We start from the raw sequence: 21,555 nt of genomic DNA on the forward strand, positions 1-21,555 counted from the left end.
GAACGATCTGCGTCAATTAACTTAACGCCGAAATCAGGCCAATTTCCTGATAGTTTCCAAATTCGTCAAATCCTACGTAATGTAATCTAACATATATATCACATGTAAGCGATTGCTTTTTTCATTCTCAATTGACCCAATTGTTTTTTTAGGAAGGAATGCCTCCATAAAAAAAGGCTCTCCCTCCCCTTTGTTCCGGGTCGGAATGAGCCTTTATAGGATGTTGTACCGATCTGTCTCAACCTTCATTAAATAGTCGTAACCTTACATATAACCTACTTGGAATGAGATAAATTTGTAAGGTGCAAAAAATCTGCCGATAACTACGCTAATTTCTCATTCATTAATGCTGATGGCATGCAGCTCAATGCTGCCGCTGTCGATCTTCACCGTGATCGTCGTCTTCTCCGCGGCCTCAAGCGCGGCGCTAACGGTCTTTGGCATGTTGGCGTTCCCCTCGCCGCCGTACAGAACGGACCGCACCCGTTCCCGGCCGTCCTGAAGCACCGTCACCACTGCCGCTTCACGGCAAATCAGCTCCAGTGTCACCTCATCGCCTTCAGCGACGGAAGTGAAGCTGTAGGCGGCGAATTCCTTTTCTCCAAGTTCGAGGACAAGCCATTTCCAGCCACTGTCAAAGACGAACTCCCTGGTTTGCGGTTCATCGGTGATCGATAAGATCCGCATCCCGGTGTCGGAACGGTATTTATATAGATTGCCCTCCGGCCGAACTCCGCTGTAGGACACGCCTTTGCCGGGAAGCTCGTCGAAGTCCGTGCCGCGCACCCGGCAGCCCGGCCGGCGAAAGACGGCGGCCGTCACGGCTGGATGCGCCGTGCAGTTCTCCACCTTCATATTTTCCAGGTACCCGTCCAGAATTTGCCGCGCCCGTTCATAACCCGGATGCGGACCGCCCTCGGTATAAGCCAGCAGCTCCTCCCAGCCCTCCGGTTTGTCCACGGAGTAAGGGGAGTTCCGGCAGTCCATCTTCTTCCATGGCCACAAATTATAGCCGATCCCGAGCGACACCGCAAGCGGATACATCGCGGCAAACCATTCCAGGTCGTTCTCGCCGGATTCGCCGAGCCACAGCGGCTGGTCCAGACGTTCGGACAGCTTCAAATATTCGTCGTATGCCTCCCGTCCGGGCATGCAGGCGTACCGGTGGAAATGGATGACCATATTGGGATCGTATCTTTTATAGAACACCGCCGTATTCGTTGCCCAATGATGCCCTTCCACCGAGAGCATGTGAAGAGGGTCGATCCCGCGGATCGCGGCGATGACCTCCTCGTAGAACCTCGCCAACCGCTCCACGAGGTAAAATTCATGCTTGCCTTCCATCGCCCCCGGACGAATCGGCTCATTCAGCAGATCGTAACCGCCGACGATCCAGCGGTCGCGGCAGCGCCGGGCGAGCTCCTTCCACAGCTCGACGCCTTTATGCCAGCTGTCCGGATCGGTCAGCAAGCGGGGGTAATCGTCGGCCGAATCGTCGATGTTCGCCCCCGTCTGCCCGCCGGGCGCGCCGTGCAGATCGAGGAAGGCATATAGCCCGAACTCCTCGCACCAATTCAGGCATCGTTCGATCAGCTTGAAGCCTTCCTCTTTCCAGACTACCCCCGGCCCTTCCTCCATCAGCACACGCCAACCGATCGGAATCCGCACCGAATTGTAGCCTTGCTCCGCCATAAGGCGAATATCGTCCCGGGTTACATAATTATCCCAGAAACGCTTCCAAAAAGATTCGGCATAATCGCTGCCGCCCAGCTCGGAGATGGCCGCTTCGATCCGTCTCGGCCGGTCAAAACGGCTGTGATGCGACAGCCACATATATCCTTCGCACAGCAGCCAGTTGCCGAGCCCCCAGCCGGTGAGAATGATCTCTTCCCCGTCCCCGTTTACCACTTTTCTTCCTTCCGCGCGCAAGAAGCCCTTTACCCGCGTCCGGCTCGTTTTTTCATACATGGAATATCCGTCCTCCCTGTCGCTTCCGCTTTATTGTCGGCAACATTATAACATCCGTTTATCCAAGTAAGAGACGAGCCCGATATTTGAGCCCCTAACCCAAAAATTTGTTCCTGTTAAAAAATAGGAGGTATAACCGATAAATAAGTATATCCATGGTATTTTTGAAAGTTGATGAGGAGGTATGGTATGAAAATCGAAAGTAACGTTATCTCATCACTTCCAAGACTCTACACTACAAATCGAGATACGAATTCAACGAAACTGGAAACAGGTCCCGCTCTTCCGGGACACGATAAAATCGAAATCAGCGAGGCGGCCAAGCGGCTGGCTGCCGGAGAGGGCGCCAGGGAATTGGCTGTCGGCGAGATTAAACATAATTTTTCGGTAAGACCGATCTTCACTTCGGAGATTGATTCCTCTTTAAATCAATTGCTTAACGGAAAGCCGCCGGAAGTGGAAGAAGCCGTAAATTTCTTAATCAGCCAAAATTTCATTCCCGACGGCTCCGTCTCGGATGAAGGCGAAAGAGCGGCGCTGCTTGAGAGCGGACTGGCCCAGGCGAAATATATTGCGGACAATTACATGACCGAAGGTGAAGCGGACGAGTTCCTTTCTACGATGAATAGGATCGCGGCGTACGCCCAAACAAGAACCGTCGACCCTAAGACCGGTCAGGCCAGCTATATCGAACTGCATCGCAGACCCGAAGGCGCACCGGAAGATTATATTGATATCGATTACTTGATGAAGAAGTACGACCCTGAAGCCAGTCGAAAAATAACCGAAGCGCTTAAAGATATTCATAATGGCGGCAGCGGCACGAGTATTACCGAAATCATGATGGATTTCAGTCGAAAAATGGCCCAAAACCCTCAATGGATAAAGGAATACCGGGCCGAAACCGAAAATGTGGACAAGGTTTTGAAAAACACGAAAATCGAGAACCGGTTTGAAGAGGCGAATACCTCGAATATGGCATCTTTCTTAAAAGATATGGATAATCAAATCCAAAATACATCCTTTGAAAACAAAGACTTCTTAACAAGAAACATGGAATATTTTGCGCTTATCCTTGAAAAAAAGATTTAGCCGACCAGTTTTACAACGCATGACTATCATAATGGCCCGCAAACTGCAGATAGCGATTTGCGGGCCTTTCATTTGCTTACTCGGGATCCTCATGAATGCCGCCCGAAGGCTGTAAGCCGATAAAAATATGACCGCTCACGATGCCGTAAAGTTGCCATGCTCCGACATGCCGCAGCGCCTTGGACTCCGGCATCCGTTCCAATCTGCGTCTCCAGGCCAGGCGTATGACGGCTAAACGCATGAACTAGAAAAAAACATGACCGCCGTTTAGCGATCATGTTTTTTTCAAATCCCAAGCTCAATCCGTAAGATTAAGACTTGGCAGGCAGTATGTTTTTGTCAAATTCGACCTCGAACAGATATTCGTCCAGATCAACCTTCATCGCCTCGTTGAAAATGTTGGATGCGATCATCTTGCATCCGACAGTGGTGATTAGCACAATCTCTTCCGATGTGAATTCCTTTCTTAATCTGTCGTATATGGATTCATCGATGGAGTTCGGATTGTTGACCAATCCACGACCATAATCTATCAGTACTTTTTCAATTTCGGTGAATTCGAATTCATTGAAGCTGATGTTCAGATCGCGAAGAAGTTTGGCATGATAGGTGGAGCAAATGAGGCACTCGTTCTCGGTCGAAATGGCATAGCAGTAAAAATAAACCGCACGGCTGCCGATGATTTTTTGTAATTCATTGCGTACCGGGTAAAATTCCATCGCCTTGAAGGAAGGCATCGAATATAGGAGTGTTTTGACCATATTCGTCACGCGACTGCCGCTTTTGATCCGCTCATCGACGAAATCCTTGGCTTCCTGAGACATCTCTTCGTATTGTAATGCGGGTACCACACTGCTCATATTAAGTTCCTCCTCTTGATTCATGTAAAGTTACGCGACATAAAAAAGCGCACGGATCGTTCGACTGCTTATTGGAATGGCGGAATATCGATTCGCGGGATCGCCTTAATCAGCGACCGAGTATAATCATGCTGCGGATCATGGAAAATATGTTTAGTCTCGCCCTCTTCCACGATTTGTCCTTCTTTCATGACCATGACGCGATGCGAAATGCTATAGATGACCTCAAGTCCGTGGGCAATAAACAGATAAGAAACTCCCTTTTTTTGCTGAAGGTTTTTTAACAAATCCAGAATTTGTGCCTGAATCGTCATATCAAGTGCCGAGGTCGGTTCATCACAGACGATGACGGCGGGTTCCGCCGCAAGTGCCCGCGCAATGCCCACCCGCTGGCATTGTCCGCCGGACAGCTCTCCCGGGTAACGGGATTTGTACTCCCTGGGCAGCCCGACATCGTCCAAAAGTTCGTCAACCCGACTGTCAATCGCTTTGGCGCCGAGCTGAAAGTACAGCTTCAGCGGCTCGGCCAAAATGTCACGGATCTTCCATCTCGGATTTAGAGACGACACCGGGTCCTGGAATACATATTGGATGCTGCGTCTGACGGAGCGAATTCGCTTCGTGCTGCTCAAGGATTTGTCGCCCAATGCAATCGTTCCCGATGTAAGAGGAATCATGCCAGCGACCATTTTCGCAACCGTTGTTTTGCCGCTGCCGGATTCACCGACAATACCCAACGTCTCCCCTTGTTGGAGATAAAACGAAACATCCCGAACGGCCGCAAAATCGGCGCCACTCTTCGTCCGATATACCTTATTTAATCCTTCAGCTTTTAGCAAGGGCTTGTTCATGAGTCCACCCCCTCAAAATAAATGCGGGGCATGCTGTTCAACAACTGTTTCGTGTACGGATGTTCAGGTCGGTGGAATATGTCTTCCTTCGTACCCTCTTCAACCAAATTGCCATGTCTCATTACGATGACCCGGTCAGCAATCTCGTGAACAACACCAAGATCATGAGTGATGAACAATACGGTCATGCCATATTGTTTTTTCAGCTTCTGAATCAGCCGTAAAATTTGTGCTTGCACGGTCACGTCCAGTGCTGTCGTCGGTTCGTCCGCGAGGAGCAGTTCCGGTCTTGAAGACAAGGCCATCGCTATCATTACGCGCTGCCTCATTCCTCCGGATAGCTGAAATGGATATTGCTTCACGACCTCATCCACATTCCGGATTTCTACTTGCCTCAGCCACGATTTCGCTTCTTCAAGCGCGGCTTTTTTGCTGATCCGAGCGGAAGCATGCAAACGAATGACGTCCACCATTTGCGTTCCAATCGTATAAACCGGGTTCAGTGCACTCAAGGCATCCTGGAATACCATAGCGATTCGCTTGCCGCGTATGCTCTCCATCTGCTTCTCGTCTAACGTCAACAGGTCCAGACCGTTGAACCAGATATGCCCATGGGCATATTCTGCGGCAGGCCGGGGCAGTAGCTGCATAATCGACTTGGCGGCCACGCTCTTTCCGCTCCCCGACTCACCGACAAGACATAATATTTCGCCTTCGCGGATATCGAACGATATATTGTGAAGTACGTCCATGTGCTGATCACGCTTAGAGAAGCGAACGCCTAATTCCTCGATACGTAGGAGTTGTTTATCTGTCATTTACTTCTCTCCTTGCTAAGGTCGAACTGCACCACATTCGCTCCCGGCTGTTCGAGAAGCCGTTGTAAGGTTTCATAGGCAAGCACGAGATCGAATATAGACAGACCGAACGCGTTAAACATCGTTTTACGCTCCGGATGCCGTTGTTTTGCTTGATCGGGCTCAGCCAGAAGCGATTCCAGCAAGGTCACCTTGCGGACAATATCCGGCTTTTTTCGCGCAAGCGCGAATAGCGACTGGCTGCTCGACGGAACGCCGGCTTCGTAGTCGTCACACACGATATTGTCAAATAATTCGATGGCTTTCGGATCAATGTCGCGCATGCCGATATGAAGGTACAGATGGCCTGGGACGAAGTGCTCCGCATGCAGGTATGGAACCGAAGCGGCCGTGGCGCCGATCACCACCTCTGCACAATCGAGGCATTTCGGCAGAGATTGATGCACGCGAGCATGAATGCCGCGTTCTCCGAGCATGGCTGCATGCTTCTGCAGCAATTGCTCCGCATGGCGCGCCGTACGGCTCCACACGTGAACTTCCTTCAGTTCGGGCATGAAAGGTACAATACTGCGCAGCTGGTGACCCGCCTGGAATCCCGATCCGCAGAGGAACAGCGATGATGCTTGAGATCCGGCCAAGGCTTTGATCGCTGTAGCCGATACCGCGCCTGTGCGCAGTCCGCTGATCAACTCGCCCTCCAGGAGGGCAAGCGGCCTGCCCGTGGCCAGTTCATTGAGCAAAACGACCGGGTGAGTATATGGCAATCGGTGATCCGGTTGTGGTACATGAGAAGTCCATTTCAGACCGGCTACACCTTCTTCCGCCAGATACGCAGGCAGGGAATAGAATGCCCCCGCTTCCCTCGCTCCGGCAGCCATCGCTACCTCCTGAGCGGCAACGGCCGTCCCCTGTGCCTTCTGCCAGAAGGTTCGCTCGATCAGACGCTGCGCGACCACGGGATCTGCTATCCCACTTTGCTCGATGCGTTCTCGCGATATGAAGTACACGCTCCTCAGCCTCCTATCTGCCAATGCAAAGGCAGTATTCTTGTCCGTTCGCATCGTTCGTGTTCATCGAAACTCAGCTCGGTCTCTTAGCCAATCGCCGAACAAGTTAATGGTCATGATGACCAGCGCAATGGCGATGCCCGGAATCGTGGACAACCACCATGCCGAGCTGATATAACTTTTGCCGTCATTCACCATGCCGCCCCAAGACGGTGTAGACACGTCAATACCGAGCCCGAGGAAGCTTAATGCTGCTGCGAGCAGGATCATATGAGACATCTGCAAAGCGGCCTGCGTGGCGATCGTATACAGGGTATTCGGCAATATATGCCTCGCCATGATGCTGATACTCGGCACGCCCATCGCTTTGGCTGCTTCGACGTACTCCAATTCTTTCAGGGAGAGCACCTGGCTGCGAACGACCCGAGCAAATGTCACCCAACCTGTTACCGCCAGTACAATGACGATATTCGTCAAGCCCGATCCGAGCACAGCGACCATAACGATGGCCAGCAGCATGCTTGGAATGGACATTTGAATGTCGGCTAGACGCATTAATACCGCATCCGTTTTACCGCCGAAGTATCCAGCAACGATTCCGATGACGCTACCCAGCACACTGGAGATCGCTACAGCAATGATGCTGATCCAGAGCGACAGCCTGCCGCCGTACAACAATCTGCTGAGCACGTCCCTGCCCAACTGGTCGGTACCCAGCAGACTTATTCCTCCGTGTCCGCTATATGTGCTCCCTGGCGGGATAAGAATATCCTGCAAGGATTGCCTGTACGGATCGAACGGCGCGAATAGCGGGGCAAAAACCGTCAGCGCGAAAATGACGGTCAACGAACCAATGCTGGCAATGCCTTTGGCATTGGCGCGAAGCAGAGATCGTTTTTTCATGGATATCCCTCTCTTCGTTTAATGCACTTTAATTCTCGGGTCAAGGCGATGATAGATCAGGTCCGTCAACAGCGTAATAGCGATGTATATGATGCTGATCACGAGGATGCTCGCCTGCACCAGCGGGAAATCGCGGTTGCTGACGCCTTGAATGATCAATTGCCCCACGCCCGGCCACGAGAATATCGTTTCGGTCACGACTGCGCCGGCGATCATGACTCCGAATTCCAGGCTGATGACGGTAATGACGGGCAAAAACGCATTTTTGAGTCCGCGTTTCAAGATCCGGCTTGGTTTGGAGAAGCCTTGAGCCTGGCTGGTAATCATATAGCCTTTGTCCATCACTTCAATCAGCGATGCCCGCATGGTGCGGGCGATCGGCGCGATCGGGTATGCGGCCAGCGTCAACGCCGGTAAAATAATCGATTCCAACCCCCGGTTGCCGGAAGTCGGCAACCAGTGCAGGTTAACGGCGAAGATCATGATCAGCACGATCCCGATCCAGAATACCGGGAGCGATTGGGTTAAGAAAATCCATGCATTGACAACATAGTCGATCCAGCTGTTTTTCTTGTAAGCCGACACGATGCCGGCAAGCAAACCGACAGTGACCGCAATAATGATGGCGAACATGGCAAGGTCCACGGTTGCAGGCATCCGTTCGAGCACCAGCTTCAGTGCGGATTCTTTGTAATACAGGGAATTTCCCAAATCGCCGGTAAGCAGATTTTTCAGATAATCGATGTATTGCATCCAGAGGGGCTGATTAAAGCCAAGGCTCTCCCGAAGCGCGGTCACCTGTTCTTCGCTCGCTTCAGGCGGAAGCATCAGGCGCGCCGGATCACCCGACAACCGGATAATGAAAAATACAAGTGTTGCCGCACCGAGGACTGCAAGTACCGATTGTCCCAAACGTTTCAGCACGTAATGCTTCAATGGTTAACACTCCCATCCGGTCATGGCCAGGTCGCATTGACGCCAGCCGATTTACTTGTTGCTTGCTGTAATGGTAGATACCGGAATGGAGCCATCCACTCGGCCGTCCCATTTCAACCGATCGGATACGCCATAGTACTGGTTCTCCTGGTACAGGAAAATGCGTGGTGCATCTATCAACACTTCATCCTGAATTTGTTGGTAAAGCTGCTTGCGCTGATTCTCGTCTGTAACCGATCTCGCTTCATCCAGCTTGGCATCTACGTCCTTGTTTGAATAGGTCGAATAGGACTCCCCTGAACGAAGGATGGCGTAGATCGCTGCGTCTGCATCTAGCGTGTTGGTACTGCTCCAGCCTAGAACGTACATGTCGGATTGTTTGCCCGCAGGTACGAGCGTTCGATACACCGAACTTTCCACATTGTTGACTTTGATGTTTACGCCGACAGCCTTCAGTTGTTCTGCAATGACTTGTGCCACATCCGTGTTTTTGATATACCAGTTTACGGTATCCAGCGTTGCGGAGAATCCGTTCGGATATCCTGCTTCGGCGAGCAATTGCTTAGCTTTTTCTGGATCGTAGCCATACCCTTCCGGTTCGCCCGCGTATCCGAAGTCTTTCGGGCCGATTAAGCTGTTCGTCTGAACGGCAGCACCTTGAAGCACATTGTCAACGATGGACTTCACGTCGATCGCATAGTTAAGCGCTTGTCTAACTTTCGGATCATCAAATGGCTTCACATCGGTTTTGAAGCCGACGTAAACGGTGTTACCTGCGCGTTCCACAGTGGATAGATGGGCTGTAGAGGAGGATTCAATCTTTTCGCGATCTTCTGGAGATACGGCTGTGATAAGATCAACCTCACCGTTTAACAGTGCACTTACACGTGTCGAAGCTTCAGGGATGGAACGGAAAGTCACTTTCTTGACAGCAGGTTCTCCGCCCCAGTAATTAGCGTTGGCTTCCAACACCACGTTGCTCCCTTTATCCCAGCTTACGAACTGGTAAGGACCCGTGCCGACCGGTTTTTGAGCAAACTGCTCCTGTCCCACTTCTTCGGCATATTTTGGAGGTACGATCTCGGTTGGATAACGATTAAACCGGGTTGGCACAAGCGGGTCAGGTTTCTTTGTCACCACGTTGACCGTATATTCATCAACGACGTTGACTTCTTTGATTGTGGAGACGTAGCTAGCAGTCGGCGCATTGTTCGCGGGATCAAGTACGCGATCAAGCGAGTATTTAACAGCATCGGCATTGAACGGCTCACCATTGGTGAAGGTTACGCCCTCGCGCAGTTTGAATTGCCAAGTCGTGTCGTCGATCTGGGTCCAGCTTGTCGCAAGACCCGGGACGAGATTTTCATTCTCATCTCTTTTGACCAGCGTGTCAAAGATATTATCCACGACTTGTGCATTTTCGGTTAGAAAACCGGGGTCCAAGCCGTTCACGTCAAATGCTCTGGCAATCGTGATCTCCAGTTTCTGCTCCGAACCTTCACTTGCGGCCTCCCCACCCGCTTCCGATTTGCTTGTTGTTGAGCATCCTGCAGCGAAAACCGCCAGCAGTGTCAGGATAAGGAGAAACTTGCTCGATTTCATGATGTACAACCCCCGTTAAAAAAAATTATGCTAATTTGCCCAGCATGACCGCATAACCGTCCTTATGGACCGTCGATGCTGCATGAATGGATAAAATGACACCATGTTCCACGGGACAGGCTATGGACTTCTCTTCCAGCCCCGGGTATGACAATATGCGCATCAGCTCTTCCCCCTGCCGAACATTTTCCCCTGCTTGTCGGCTGAACGTGAGTATGCCGCTCGTCTCAAACCTTATTTCGGCAATCTCTGTTATCCGGGCAGGAGAATGATTTGCGTGAAGAATCGCTTCTGCCTGCGGCGCTAATCCAGATGAATAAACGCCAAGTTGGTCCAGGATCATGCGCACAGCGTATAGATGCATATGAACGGCGGTATCTGTCCAACGATTGCCGCCTCCGTTCTCCAGCAGCACGGCGGGAATCCCCTTTTGGCACACTTCGTTTATCAACATTCCCTTGGTTCCGGACTGGCATATATACGTGGCCGTAAGCGGCACCTGCCTTAAGGCTGCCAAGCTATCATGGAATGCGCCTTCGTGGTCACCTGCCACCATCGCGAACGGGCATACATCCAACCAGCGGCCACCGCCGTGCAGATCAATCAAAAAATGGGTATGGGCCAAGATCTTGTCCGCCAGCCAGCGACCAAAGCGACCGGAGTAAGAATCGGAATTAGCGTTTTGACCGAAAACCCGATTCAAGTTGATACCGTCCAGCGGGCTTGCATTCGTTCCCGCAAGCATGGCTGTCGGGTTCGTGACAGGGCATAATATCAGGTTTCCGCGAAGCTGCTCTGGCGAAATATCGGCCAGGATTCTGGCGCAGGTAATAATGCCGTCATGCTCGTCTCCATGAAGTGCAGCCTGAATCCATACGGTCGGTCCCTCCTTATTTCCTTTGATCAGAAAAAAAGCGACCGTTTGCTCCTCATGACTCTCATATATTCGGGATACGGTTGCCGCTGACTGTTGAGCGAAAGCCTGTTCCAGACTTCCATATACGGAATATGGCTGCGCAAAAACGGAGGTCACCGATGAGGACTGCTGCATGATGGAATGAACCGCCTTTCTATAACCAACTATTCATGTATGAATTATAAATTTTTATTGATCCTATCAAATGAAGTATATTAATGTCAATGTCATATATTGGCTCTTTATGGCGTTATATGTCGAATAAAAGGGGGAAATATGTGATTGATACCGATTACAAAAATTTTAAAGAAAAATTTTTTGTGCCACGACATAAAAAAGGTCGCTCTACAGCGACCTCACCTATGCCTTAACGTTTAACCTGTACAATCATTGAAATCTTTTAAAGATTGCGCTTGAGTGGATAGCTTGAATGAGCTCTACAAACAGGTGGCAGAACGCAGGTTAAGTTTTTACTCGAACCCAATGGAACTCATTGAAAGCATCGTTACCTTAGAGCCGCCGAGTTCGTAGATGTCGTTCGCGGCCTTTAGTTCTTAATCGTAAGGATCGGTTAAATATATCCTATAAACCTTATTGTTACTTTCATGTTGTTTTTTATAGAGGTAACCTGGATTAATGAGTTTTTATCGTTCTTGCAGACATCGTTTTACCGATAAGAACCAGTCTTGAAAGTCAGGCTCTCTGCTTATTCTTCAATGGCAATAATTTACGAGTGGCAAATACAACTACTCCAACAAAAACAGCCGTTACCCCGATTAACAAGGCCGTGCCCCCAAGAGGATATAAAACACTCCCGATCATCGGCGCTGCAGCCATGCCCAAGTAACGAACAAAGTTGTAGACCCCCATCGCAGTTGCTCGCTCTTGAACGAATTCTGCTGATAATAGGGTAGGCAGCGTAGGCATAGCCAATCCGCTCACAAAGCCAGTAAGCATTAATGCTATAAGCAGTGTTATAAGCGAAAATTTAGCGCAAAAATAAAAATCACAAGACATACCACAATAGAGGAACTGACCCATAACAACGATATTACAGAACCGATTTTGGTTTGAAGTTTTCCACTTAGTTTGCTGCCGACAAGATTAAGAGCCATTAACGCAAGCGAAAAAACGCCGATGTTCGCAGCACCCAAGTCATATTGGGACTCCAATATTGTTGGCAGAAATACTATAAATGTGTAAAAGACATCATAGAGAACAAAACCACTCAACAACACGACACGGCCGGTCTTACTTTGAAAAATTCGTCCGAATGCCTTTAGCCCAAACTGTTTTTCAGTTGGGGTTGAAGTTGTCGGTTTGGTTTCAGGGAGTAGGAACAGAGCGATAAACGTAATGATAACAGCACTTGCCGCCGCAAAACCAAAGGCTCCAGAGTATCCGAACACTGATCCGATTAAGCCGCCAATCAAAGGGCCAATTGCAGGTGAGATTCCTAAGATCATTTGGTATGTGGCCATACTTTCGGCCCGCTTCTTTCCTTCAAATATATCTCCAATCATGGTTGCGGCAATCAGAGGTACAGCAGCCGCTCCAATTCCTTGAATAACACGGAAGATAAGCAACGTTTCAATCGAAAAAGAAAATATACAGCCAATCGTAGCCAATACATATACAATCATGCCGGGAATCAGAATTTTTTTGCGACCGTTTCGATCTACAACCGGTCCGAGCACTACCTGCATCACGGCCATCGCGATCGTAAATAATGTAACGGTGAGGTTGGCCATAGACAAGGAAGTGTGAAAGTCACGCTGCATGTCGGGGAGCAACGGGACATACAAGCTTTGCGCAAGAGAAACTATCGCGGCAGAGAGTCCAAGCACGAATAAAATCTTTTGTTTGTTCATGAAAATCCTCCAGATCTTTTTATTGACTGACTGTCAGTCGATTGATAGAATAAGTCTATAACATTGACTGACATTCAGTCAATTGGATATATTAAGTTATGACAGGAGTGATAAAAAGGAGGTCTTCACATGCCCAGAATCTCCAAGGATCCACAGGAACGAAAAGATGAGATTTTGAATGCCGCAATGGAGCTATTTGCCTCCAAGGGCTATGAACAGACTTCGGTCAGCGATATCGTCAAGAAGATCGGAGTTGCACAAGGAACGTTCTACTACTATTTCCAGTCCAAAGAAGAAGTCGTCAATGCCGCTTGCGAGCGTACGTTGGCCACGCGACTCGAAAAAGTAAAGAACTTGGTTGAAAGTTCGCAATGGAATGCTCTTGAGAAGCTCACACGTATGTTTACGGATGCTTTCCCGAACGAACAAGACGAGGATGTATTTGGTTACCTCCATCAAGAAATCAACAGTACATTGCATCAGAAATGGATAGTTGCCGAGATTATGGCTTTACTCCCCTTCGCTCGACAGATCGTTCAACTAGGTGTAGAAGAAGGAATATTCCATGTTCGGCAACCAGAATTGGCTGTGGAGTTTTTATTAGTGGGCGCTTCATTCTGGTTTGACAAAGGTATTTTTGACTGGAGTGAACAAGAATATGAAGCGAAAAGAAAAGCGCTAACCGACATTATCGACCGTTTGCTTGTCGGCAACCCTACCGCTTCTCCCGATATTCTATAATTCAAAAGAAGGCAGGAAAAAAATGATGTCTACATCTAATCTGGATTTTAATTTTAACGAGGTTATTCACAATCGACGTACCATAAAAAAATACGATCCGGAGGTGAAAATCAGCCGGGAGGAAATGAGCCAAATCTTGAAGGAAGCAACTCTTGCGCCTTCATCGTTCAATTTGCAGCCTTGGCGGTTTGTTGTTATAGAAAGTCAGGAAGCCAAGGAGAAATTGGTCGAGCTTGCACCGTTTAATTCAACGCAAATCTATACCTCATCTGCTGTCATTGCCGTATTTGGCGATCTCCAGTTTGCCGACCGTGCCGATGAAATTTACGGCAAGGCAGTAGAACTGGGCCACATGCCGCAGGAAATGAAAGAAAAAATCCTTTCGACTGTCGTACCGCTATTTGATCGTTTCTCCGTTCAAGAAAAGCGTGAATCCATTATGGTTGACAGCGGACTGGTATCTATGCAATTATTACTAACAGCTTACGCACATGGCTATGCTACCAATCCAATGGCCGGGTTTAACAAAGAAAAGATTGCGGAAGCGTTTGAACTTGATGCTGCGCGTTACATCCCAATCATTATTATTTCGATTGGCAAAGCGGCAGCCGAAGGCCGCCCTCCCGTTCGATTCCCAATTCACGAAATCGCGCAATGGAAATAAACACAAGTTCTTGAGGAGCACATCAGTGTATTCATTCCTCATAAAGAGCATCTAAGCGGATGTTAAGATCTAAGCAGCGGCAGCTTTGGACCGAGAATAAGGTCCTAAACTGCCGCTGTTTCATTAACTACGATCACTTCGGAGCTATTTACTTCGGGAATATCTTCTGTTGAAAAAACGGATAGCCTACTTGGTTTTCCGTTTTTTTGGAAACGAAGGGTTTGCAGAAGCGAGAAGCGGGAAGTTACCTTACCCTCCAATGCCAGTGACAAGCGGATTGAATGATTCAAAATTAATATGCAAATGTGAAAAGTCTCTGAGTCAGAGGCTTAGGCTGTCGAGAACCGTCTACTTTAAGCCATTTCCCATTAAATGGTGGGCGCCGCGTACTCATTGCGGAACCGACACATCTGAAAACCAATGCCAACAAGCACAAATACATGAAAGAGCAGATTCAGTAAATACCAAGGATACTATTTGGATGAGTTGAATGCAGCGGTGGAGGCTGACCGGAGCGCAGAAGAAAAAAAGCCTTAAAACCGAGAGAAGTGATCAATAATCATTCGTCAGAGTTAATTGCGGAGGCCAAATAAAAAGCCTCTTCCAAGGAAGAGGCCTGTTTGAGGGCTTGATGCGGTCGAGAGGACTCGAACCTCCACGGGGGTTAGCCCACACGGACCTGAACCGTGCGCGTCTGCCAATTCCGCCACGACCGCATATTCTGTCACATGCAATGTTTTGCAGCAACAGAATATATATTAGCACGCATTTTCAAGCTAGTCAACAAGTAATTGTTAGAAAGAAAGGTTACCGTTCCACATGCCCCCGCCCGGTCAAAGCGGCCTCGACCTCGGCCAGGGTGGGCAGTCCCTCCCAATCGCCGGGAGCTTGAATCACCATCGAGCCTATCAGATTGCCTTGACGCACGGCTTCCTCATGAGACAGCCCCTGTCTCAGCCCGGCCAGAAAACCGGCGCAAAAGCCGTCGCCCGCGCCGACCGTATCCACGACTTTATCGACTTTAAAATAAGGCACTTCCTTAAGTTCACCATTCTCCAACAGGTAGGTCACGCCGGGCCCGCCCTTGATGATATGCACGGCGGACATTTTACCCAGCTCGGGAAGGAGCTCTTCCAGCGTTTCTTTACGATAAAGCTGCTTCAGCTCATCCAATCCCGGCAGGAAATAATCGGCCTGCTCCGCCAGCGCCAGCAGCACCGGCCGAGCTTCTTCGGCGCTCCACAGCTTCAAACGAAGATTTGGATCGAAGCTGACCTTGGTTCCATGCCGCTTCGCCAAAGCGACGGCCTCGAACACCGTATCTCTCGCCGATTGGCTGATTGCCGCGGTAATTCCGGTGAGATGCAAAATATCCGCTCCGGCGATATACGCTTCGTCCAAATGCTCGGGCCGCATGGCGCTCGCGGCGGAACCCCGGCGGTAATAGTAGACCGAGCTCTTATTCCCGACCTGCTCGCGCATCATCAATCCGGTAGGCTCGCCCTCGGCCAGCGGGGCGCAAGAGACGTCGACGCCCTCTCCCCGCAGCGCCTTAAGGATGCGGCGGCCGACCGGATCGTCGCCCAACCGTCCGCACCAGCCCGCCCGGATCCCAAGCCGCGCCAGGCCGATGGCCAAATTGCTCTCAGCCCCGCCGAACGACATTTCCACCTCCGGGCTGTACTCCAGCCCTTTTGAGCCGCGCGGGATCATCAGCCCCATCGATTCCCCGAGCGTAATGACCTCCGGTCCGCCGGATAAAACTTTCCGTTCCACACTCAACAACTCCTTGCCATCCTGATCAGCTATGCCGCCCGACTCTCAGGTCTTCCTCTTCCCGGTATGTCCCGGGAAGCGTCATCCCTTCCAAAAGTCGCTTCCGGCAAAAATATGCTCCTTGCGATAATCCGTATCCCCTTCTTCGGCCGCCAAACAACCGGCCCACGGAACACGCTTCGGCCGCAAAGCGGCAGCCATCTCCCCGGAAGGAACATATTCCCGATAACATACCGTCTTCTCGTTCGCCGGATCGCTCCAATTGTCCCAGCCCAAAGGATGAATATGGTCTTCCATACGGCAGTCCACGAATACGGTTTTGGCAAATTCGCGCCACGGACGCCCCAGGAATACCTCGGATACGCCGGGCTCCGCGGTCAGGAAGCAGCGGTTGAACACATAGCCGTGAGCCTGCCCTTGAGGCGTGGAGGCCGCCGTGATGTAACCCTTCTTCCCTGCCGGCTGCTGCAGGCTGCGGATTTCGCATTGCTCAAAATAAGCCGTGGCTCCGCCGAAAATAAAATCGACCGTTCCTTCAATATAGCAATTTTGATACAACTGGCGGTACGATTCGTGTTCTTCCTTGAGCGGGATGCCGCCGAATTCCGGCCGTTCCCTGGGCTTAGGCGGCAAAGGCCCCGTAAACAACGTATCCTGATACCCCTTGAAGGAGCAACTGCGGAAGATCGCCTGATCGCAATAGGCGGTCACTGCGACCGCTTGACCGACCCGCTCTCCCGGTCCGGCCGTATTGGATATCGTCAGGTTCTCGACGACGAGGCGGATGCCGCCCAAAAACAGCGTCGGCGTCGCAAACGTGCCGATTTCCTCCCCGTGTTCGTCCCGCTCCTTGGCGCAGCGGTTCATCGTAATCTCAACGCTGCCCACCCCGACGATGCGCAAGTCCGAGCGGTAGATCCGTACCTGCTCCTCATATATCCCGGACAAAATACACAGCGTTGCTTGTTCCCCGGAAGACCCCTGTTCCAGAAAATTCACCGCCTCCTGAATCGTCTGAAAATCACAGAAGGAGGGTTTGCCTACTACAATCATTTAATAGCGGCTCCTTTCGCGCGGGTATCCGATTATCCGAGCCCGCCTCCGAATACAATCCGTTTATTCGGCATCGGTGAAATTCTGATCCGCAGGATTCACGGTCACTTGCTCGACCAGCTTCTCCGGCTTGCTCGTATTCTTCGATCGGCAGCCTTCGATTTCCACATCTTCCCCGTTTTCGATGTAAAAGGCCGGGCCTTCGTGATTCTCAATCGTCACCCGGTTAAACCGTACATCCCTCACATTGCCTAGGTAGAACCCGCGACGCTTCATATCCTCGATCCCCGCCATCATCGCAGGCTTGCCGGGGACGGCGTCCTTCGCCATGGAAATGTCGATACTATCGAATGTGATTTCCGACACATACTGTTCCGCGAGCCCATACAGGAACCCCGCCGCCGCGTGAACTTCCCGCGCGGTAATATGGGCGAAGTGAATCCGCCGGAATTTCGGCGTTTCTTCCGTCACGGGATAAGGATTCTTATCCCAGACGTATTTCTCTTTTCCGCGCGGACCGCAGAAATAATAGAGATTCATGATGAACGGGCAGATCACGTCCTCCATCACCACATTGCCGACGCGGATGTCCTCGACCGTCCCGCCGCGGCCCCGCCGGGATTTCAGGCGGATGCCGCGGTCCGTTCCTTTAAAGATGCAATTGCCGATCGTGACATTGCGGACATCCCCGCTCATTTCGCTGCCGATTACGACGCCGCCGTGCCCGTGGATCATCGTGCAGCCGGTAATCGTGATATTCTCGCACGGGATCCGTTCCTTCGTATCTTCAGTGCCCGCCTTGATCGCGATGCAATCGTCCCCGACATCGATATGGCAGTTCGCGATGCGGACATTGCTGCACGATTCCGGGTTGATTCCGTCCGTATTCGGCGAATCGGCCGGATTACAAATCGACACATTATCGATCGTGACATCGGAGCACGCAATCGGATTCACGGTCCAGGAAGGGGAATTTACGAGCGTCACGCCCGCGATCGTCACCCGCCGGCAGCGGTCGAAGCTGATCAGCTTCGGCCGCGGAAAATGCAGCTCCGGCGAAGCATTCCTGTGCTTATCCCACCATGGCTGCCCGTTCCCGTCCAGCGTGCCGCCGCCGGTCACCGATACCTGCTCGAGGTCCTCGCCGTAGATGCAGGAGGCGTGAACCTGCCGCCGCACCCCTTCCCACCGGGAGTCGACGACCGGGTAATCGTCCGGATTCGTACTGAACGACAGGACGGCCCCCGGGGCAAGACGAAGTTCGATATGGCTTCTCAGCCGGATCGCCCCGGTTACATAGGTTCCCGCCGGAACGTACACCGTTCCGCCCCCGGCCCGGCCGGCCGTCTCGATCGCGGCGGCGATGGCGTCCGTTGCCGGGACGCCGCTGTCTCTTTGCGCTCCGTAATCGGCAATATTGTATAGGCTCATGATTCACTCGCTCCTACCCGCGTCATCAAGGGCTGCATCTCCACGCATGCCATGACGAAAGCTCCGACCCCGTGCAGATCGTTCTTCACCTTCGGACGGGTGACGTAATTCTCGTAATCGCCGGCCGAGGTGCCGATGCAAATGTCAGGCAGCAGAAGCCGCCCCTGCTCATCCCACTCCACAACCCGGGTTAGGCCTTCATAGCCCTTCCGCGCGGCGGCCAAAGCATCACCCTCCGCGAGGCCGGATTTTACGGCCTTCGCGATCGCATATACGAAGAGGCAGGACCCGGAAGTCTCCAGCCAATTATCGCTTCTGTCCCCCTTATCGACGACCTGATACCACAACCCGCTCTCTTGATCCTGATAGCGGATCAGCGCGCGGACGAAATCGCACAACACCTCCGCAAGCTCCTCACGTCCGGGGTACCCCTCCGGCAGCAGGTCGAGGAATTGGCTTAAAGCCAGCCCGTACCAGCCGAGCGATCTGCTCCAAAATTCCGGCGAACAGCCCGTATCGGGGCTCGCCCACGGCATGCGCCGGCTCTCGTCCCAGGCGTGATAGAGCAGGCCCGTAGCTTCGTCCCTCATATGCTTGCGCATCAGCCGTTCCTGATGCAACACGACCTCGCGCAGCGCGGTCTCGGCATAGACATTGGCGTATTTCAAGGAGAATACGCCGGCCATATAAAGCCCATCCAGCCACATCTGGTTCGGGTACTTATCCTTGTGCCAATAGCCGCCTTCCGAGGTTCTGTTCAACGTCAGCAGCAGGTTGCGCAGCTTATCCGCGGCAACCCTGTATTTCGCTTTGCCCGTCCGCTCGTGAAGCTTAAAGAGCAGAAGTCCCGCCTGCACGGCGTCCAGTTCGTCCCGGGCAAAATAAAAATTGCCGTGATCGTCAACCAGATCGTCCACATATTGCTGAATATATTCGATATAGCGGTCATCTTGAACGGCTTCCCACAAGAGCTCCATGCCGCACAGAAATACTCCCTGGTGGTAATGCCAACGGTGCGCCGGGGGAAGATTGCCCGCGGCGTAAGTGTCCATTAATGAATCGCAGGCCTTTCGGGCCCATTCCATCGGTGTGTCCGGACGACGAACCGTCATTTCAAAGCTCCTTCCAATATACATATTCTCTCCACGGCTTCCTTACGGATCAGCCTGTTATCAGCCTTTCATCGAACCCAGCATGGCGCCTTTCGCGAAATGCTTCTGCAAGAACGGATAAACCATCAGAATCGGCAGCGTGGCCACTACGATAACAGCCATCTTGATCGTCTGATCCGGCGGCGGAACCGTGCCGTCCAGGGTCGCGCTGTGATCCATCCCGCTCGCCAGGACGACGATCTGTCTCAGCAACACCTGGATCGGCCATTTGGCGCTGTCGTCCAAATACAGGATCGCGCTCATATAGGTGTTCCAGTAAGTAACCGCATAGAACAGGGAGATCGTCGCGATAGCCGGCATGGACAAGGGCAGCACGATTTTAAACAAAATTCCGAAATCGCTGCAGCCGTCGATTTTCGCCGATTCCTCCAGCCCCTCCGGGATATTCTGAAAGAAGTTTCTCAAGATAATCATATTAAACGCGCTGATGGCCGAAGGCAGAATGAGCGCTGCGTATGTGTCGATCAGGCCCATTTCTTTCACCACCAGAAAGGTCGGAATCATGCCGCCGTTAAACAGCATGGTGAATACAACCAGAAAGTTGATGACGTTCCGCCCGTCAAGGTCTCTGCGGGCAAGGCCGTAAGCCATCAGAGAGGTGATCAACATACTGAACAAGGTGCCGATCAAGGTAACCCCGATGGATACGCCCATCGCTCTGAATATCGTGTTCGTAGAAAAAATGAATTTATACGCTTCCCAGCTCCATATCCTCGGAATCAGCACGAATTTGTGAGCCGCGAGCTCCGCGCTTGTCGTGAATGATCCCGCGACGACGTGGACGAAGGGGAGCACCGTAATCAGCGCGATCACGGCAAGCAGCGTAAAGTTGATCGCGGCGTAAATTCGGCCGCTTATCGATCTGTCTTCTACCATTTACGATTCCTCCTGCAATCTCAATAAACGCCTTCTTCTCCCATTTTCTTGGAGATTCTGTTGACCAGCATGACCATGATCAAGCCGATAATCGATTTGAAAAATCCGATCGCGGTGCTGTAGCTGAACTGCCCTTGTCTCAAGCCCGCGGTATATACATACGTATCGATAATTTCCGCCACCTGCCGATTCATCGAGTTCAGCAGCAGATATACATGTTCAAATCCGAGATCCAGCACATGGCCGATTTTCAAAATGAACAAGGTGATGATAACCCCGCGAATCGCCGGCAGCGTAATATGCCAGATCTGCCGCATTCTTCCCGCACCGTCCATGCGTGCGGCTTCGTAGAGCCCGGGGTCGATGGCCGCGATGGCGGCGAGATAAATGATCGTTCCCCAGCCCGCCTCTCTCCAGATGACCTGGATGATATACATCGGCCGGAACCAGCCGGGGCTGAGCAGGAAATTGATTTTTTCCATTCCGAAATATACCAGCAGCTCGTTAATAATCCCGCCGTCCATCGTCACCATGACATAGGAGATCGAGACGATAATGACCCATGACATGAAGTGCGGCAAATAGACGAGGGTTTGAAACAGCCGTTTGAAGAAATTGCCCCGCAGTTCATTCAGCATCATGGCGAGGATAATCGGGACCGGGAAATAGATGAACAGATTCAAGGCAAACAGCACGATGGTATTCCACAAAATATTAAAAAACTCCGGCTCCGTAAACAATCTGCGAAAATGCTCAAGCCCTACCCATTCGCTGCCGAATATCCCCTGATAAGGCTTGTAGTCCTGAAATGAAATAACCAACCCGTACATCGGCAAATATTTAAAAATGATAAAATACAGCACTCCCGGAAGCAGCATCACATAGAGCCATTTGTTGCGCCACAGCCGCTTTCTCAGCTCATGTTTCCGCTTTTCGCTTTTGGGCCGCAATTGGAGGGTTGTGTCGGGCCGAGCGGTGACTTCCTGCATTATGATTCTTCCTCTCTACTTGATAATTC

General features: G+C 51.4%; 21 protein-coding genes and 1 tRNA gene. 3 read left to right on the forward strand and 19 right to left on the reverse strand.

What is annotated here, in order from left to right:
* Positions 1-336: 336 nt before the first annotated feature.
* The gene (locus V3851_RS06245) at positions 337-1,968 is read right to left on the reverse strand and encodes a glycoside hydrolase family 5 protein (RefSeq protein WP_331845661.1); all 1,632 of its coding nucleotides are present in this window, start codon (positions 1,966-1,968) and stop codon (positions 337-339) included.
* A 189-nt stretch (positions 1,969-2,157) separates the two neighbouring features.
* Here V3851_RS06245 and V3851_RS06250 point away from each other — a divergent pair, with 189 nt between their 5' ends.
* Complete coding sequence (locus V3851_RS06250) at positions 2,158-3,060, forward strand: hypothetical protein (protein WP_331845662.1); 903 nt, start codon at positions 2,158-2,160, stop codon at positions 3,058-3,060.
* Between the two features lie 76 nt (positions 3,061-3,136).
* Here V3851_RS06250 and V3851_RS06255 read toward each other — a convergent pair whose 3' ends face one another.
* The 11 genes from V3851_RS06255 to V3851_RS06305 form a co-directional block, all read right to left on the reverse strand.
* Complete coding sequence (locus V3851_RS06255; RefSeq protein WP_331845663.1) at positions 3,137-3,262, reverse strand: hypothetical protein; 126 nt, start codon at positions 3,260-3,262, stop codon at positions 3,137-3,139.
* A 109-nt stretch (positions 3,263-3,371) separates the two neighbouring features.
* Positions 3,372-3,920 carry a carboxymuconolactone decarboxylase family protein gene (locus V3851_RS06260; RefSeq protein ID WP_331845664.1) on the reverse strand — a complete coding sequence of 183 codons (549 nt, stop codon included), beginning with the start codon at positions 3,918-3,920 and terminating at the stop codon, positions 3,372-3,374.
* Positions 3,921-3,988: 68 nt separating this feature from the next.
* Positions 3,989-4,771, reverse strand: a complete 783-nt coding sequence (locus tag V3851_RS06265) for an ABC transporter ATP-binding protein (RefSeq protein WP_331845665.1) — start codon at positions 4,769-4,771, stop codon at positions 3,989-3,991.
* A complete protein-coding gene (locus V3851_RS06270) occupies positions 4,768-5,589 on the reverse strand; it encodes an ABC transporter ATP-binding protein (RefSeq protein WP_331845666.1) in 822 nt (273 codons plus the stop codon). The genes V3851_RS06265 and V3851_RS06270 overlap by 4 nt, the downstream gene beginning before the upstream one ends.
* Positions 5,586-6,545: a hypothetical protein gene (locus V3851_RS06275; protein ID WP_331845667.1), complete on the reverse strand. Its 960-nt coding sequence runs from the start codon at positions 6,543-6,545 to the stop codon at positions 5,586-5,588. The genes V3851_RS06270 and V3851_RS06275 overlap by 4 nt, the downstream gene beginning before the upstream one ends.
* Positions 6,546-6,659: 114 nt before the next feature.
* A complete protein-coding gene (locus tag V3851_RS06280) occupies positions 6,660-7,499 on the reverse strand; it encodes an ABC transporter permease (protein WP_331845668.1) in 840 nt (279 codons plus the stop codon).
* Positions 7,500-7,517: 18 nt separating this feature from the next.
* Complete coding sequence (locus V3851_RS06285) at positions 7,518-8,435, reverse strand: ABC transporter permease (RefSeq protein WP_331845669.1); 918 nt, start codon at positions 8,433-8,435, stop codon at positions 7,518-7,520.
* A gap of 51 nt (positions 8,436-8,486) precedes the next feature.
* On the reverse strand, positions 8,487-10,037 hold the full coding sequence (locus V3851_RS06290) for an ABC transporter substrate-binding protein (RefSeq protein WP_331845670.1): 1,551 nt from the start codon (positions 10,035-10,037) through the stop codon (positions 8,487-8,489).
* A gap of 25 nt (positions 10,038-10,062) precedes the next feature.
* Complete coding sequence (locus tag V3851_RS06295) at positions 10,063-11,088, reverse strand: M14 family metallopeptidase (protein WP_331845671.1); 1,026 nt, start codon at positions 11,086-11,088, stop codon at positions 10,063-10,065.
* Between the two features lie 558 nt (positions 11,089-11,646).
* A complete protein-coding gene (locus tag V3851_RS06300) occupies positions 11,647-11,994 on the reverse strand; it encodes an MFS transporter (RefSeq protein WP_331845672.1) in 348 nt (115 codons plus the stop codon).
* Positions 11,928-12,824 (reverse strand): MFS transporter, encoded by an 897-nt coding sequence (locus V3851_RS06305; protein ID WP_331845673.1) that lies wholly within the window; start codon positions 12,822-12,824, stop codon positions 11,928-11,930. The genes V3851_RS06300 and V3851_RS06305 overlap by 67 nt, the downstream gene beginning before the upstream one ends.
* A 129-nt stretch (positions 12,825-12,953) precedes the next feature.
* Between V3851_RS06305 and V3851_RS06310 the strand changes: the two genes are divergently transcribed.
* Positions 12,954-13,565 (forward strand): TetR/AcrR family transcriptional regulator, encoded by a 612-nt coding sequence (locus V3851_RS06310; protein WP_331845674.1) that lies wholly within the window; start codon positions 12,954-12,956, stop codon positions 13,563-13,565.
* Between the two features lie 25 nt (positions 13,566-13,590).
* Positions 13,591-14,229, forward strand: coding sequence for a nitroreductase family protein (locus V3851_RS06315; protein ID WP_414859276.1), 639 nt, complete (start codon positions 13,591-13,593; stop codon positions 14,227-14,229).
* A gap of 632 nt (positions 14,230-14,861) precedes the next feature.
* On the opposite strand, the gene V3851_RS06320 is transcribed toward V3851_RS06315, so the two are convergent.
* From V3851_RS06320 to V3851_RS06350, 7 genes are all read right to left on the reverse strand, one after another.
* A tRNA-Leu gene (locus tag V3851_RS06320) sits at positions 14,862-14,945 on the reverse strand.
* Positions 14,946-15,036: 91 nt separating this feature from the next.
* Positions 15,037-15,951 carry a sugar kinase gene (locus V3851_RS06325; RefSeq protein WP_331845822.1) on the reverse strand — a complete coding sequence of 305 codons (915 nt, stop codon included), beginning with the start codon at positions 15,949-15,951 and terminating at the stop codon, positions 15,037-15,039.
* A gap of 135 nt (positions 15,952-16,086) precedes the next feature.
* Positions 16,087-17,055, reverse strand: coding sequence for a pectinesterase family protein (locus V3851_RS06330; RefSeq protein WP_331845823.1), 969 nt, complete (start codon positions 17,053-17,055; stop codon positions 16,087-16,089).
* 66 nt (positions 17,056-17,121) lie between these two features.
* Positions 17,122-18,489, reverse strand: coding sequence for a glycoside hydrolase family 28 protein (locus V3851_RS06335; protein ID WP_331845676.1), 1,368 nt, complete (start codon positions 18,487-18,489; stop codon positions 17,122-17,124).
* Positions 18,486-19,601 carry a glycoside hydrolase family 88/105 protein gene (locus V3851_RS06340; RefSeq protein ID WP_331845677.1) on the reverse strand — a complete coding sequence of 372 codons (1,116 nt, stop codon included), beginning with the start codon at positions 19,599-19,601 and terminating at the stop codon, positions 18,486-18,488. Before V3851_RS06340 ends, V3851_RS06335 begins: the two co-directional genes overlap by 4 nt.
* A 60-nt stretch (positions 19,602-19,661) precedes the next feature.
* Positions 19,662-20,537 carry a carbohydrate ABC transporter permease gene (locus tag V3851_RS06345; RefSeq protein ID WP_331845678.1) on the reverse strand — a complete coding sequence of 292 codons (876 nt, stop codon included), beginning with the start codon at positions 20,535-20,537 and terminating at the stop codon, positions 19,662-19,664.
* A gap of 20 nt (positions 20,538-20,557) precedes the next feature.
* Positions 20,558-21,526 (reverse strand): ABC transporter permease, encoded by a 969-nt coding sequence (locus V3851_RS06350; RefSeq protein WP_331845679.1) that lies wholly within the window; start codon positions 21,524-21,526, stop codon positions 20,558-20,560.
* Positions 21,527-21,555: the final 29 nt, after the last annotated feature.

It is taken from the genome of Paenibacillus haidiansis, assembly GCF_036553665.1.
Lineage (GTDB): Bacteria > Bacillota > Bacilli > Paenibacillales > Paenibacillaceae > Fontibacillus > Fontibacillus haidiansis.

Excerpts from the sequence above, each read along its gene's own strand:
- V3851_RS06245 (WP_331845661.1), bottom strand. The coding sequence starts at position 1,968 with ATGTATGAAAAAACGAGCCGGACGCGGGTAAAGGGCTTCTTGCGCGCG.
- V3851_RS06250 (WP_331845662.1), top strand. The coding sequence starts at position 2,158 with ATGAAAATCGAAAGTAACGTTATCTCATCACTTCCAAGACTCTACACT.
- V3851_RS06260 (WP_331845664.1), bottom strand. The coding sequence starts at position 3,920 with ATGAGCAGTGTGGTACCCGCATTACAATACGAAGAGATGTCTCAGGAA.
- V3851_RS06265 (WP_331845665.1), bottom strand. The coding sequence starts at position 4,771 with ATGAACAAGCCCTTGCTAAAAGCTGAAGGATTAAATAAGGTATATCGG.
- V3851_RS06270 (WP_331845666.1), bottom strand. The coding sequence starts at position 5,589 with ATGACAGATAAACAACTCCTACGTATCGAGGAATTAGGCGTTCGCTTC.
- V3851_RS06280 (WP_331845668.1), bottom strand. The coding sequence starts at position 7,499 with ATGAAAAAACGATCTCTGCTTCGCGCCAATGCCAAAGGCATTGCCAGC.
- V3851_RS06290 (WP_331845670.1), bottom strand. The coding sequence starts at position 10,037 with ATGAAATCGAGCAAGTTTCTCCTTATCCTGACACTGCTGGCGGTTTTC.
- V3851_RS06295 (WP_331845671.1), bottom strand. The coding sequence starts at position 11,088 with ATGCAGCAGTCCTCATCGGTGACCTCCGTTTTTGCGCAGCCATATTCC.
- V3851_RS06300 (WP_331845672.1), bottom strand. The coding sequence starts at position 11,994 with ATGGGTCAGTTCCTCTATTGTGGTATGTCTTGTGATTTTTATTTTTGC.
- V3851_RS06305 (WP_331845673.1), bottom strand. The coding sequence starts at position 12,824 with ATGAACAAACAAAAGATTTTATTCGTGCTTGGACTCTCTGCCGCGATA.
- V3851_RS06310 (WP_331845674.1), top strand. The coding sequence starts at position 12,954 with ATGCCCAGAATCTCCAAGGATCCACAGGAACGAAAAGATGAGATTTTG.
- V3851_RS06315 (WP_414859276.1), top strand. The coding sequence starts at position 13,591 with ATGTCTACATCTAATCTGGATTTTAATTTTAACGAGGTTATTCACAAT.
- V3851_RS06325 (WP_331845822.1), bottom strand. The coding sequence starts at position 15,951 with ATGGGGCTGATGATCCCGCGCGGCTCAAAAGGGCTGGAGTACAGCCCG.
- V3851_RS06335 (WP_331845676.1), bottom strand. The coding sequence starts at position 18,489 with ATGAGCCTATACAATATTGCCGATTACGGAGCGCAAAGAGACAGCGGC.
- V3851_RS06340 (WP_331845677.1), bottom strand. The coding sequence starts at position 19,601 with ATGACGGTTCGTCGTCCGGACACACCGATGGAATGGGCCCGAAAGGCC.
- V3851_RS06345 (WP_331845678.1), bottom strand. The coding sequence starts at position 20,537 with ATGGTAGAAGACAGATCGATAAGCGGCCGAATTTACGCCGCGATCAAC.
- V3851_RS06350 (WP_331845679.1), bottom strand. The coding sequence starts at position 21,526 with ATGCAGGAAGTCACCGCTCGGCCCGACACAACCCTCCAATTGCGGCCC.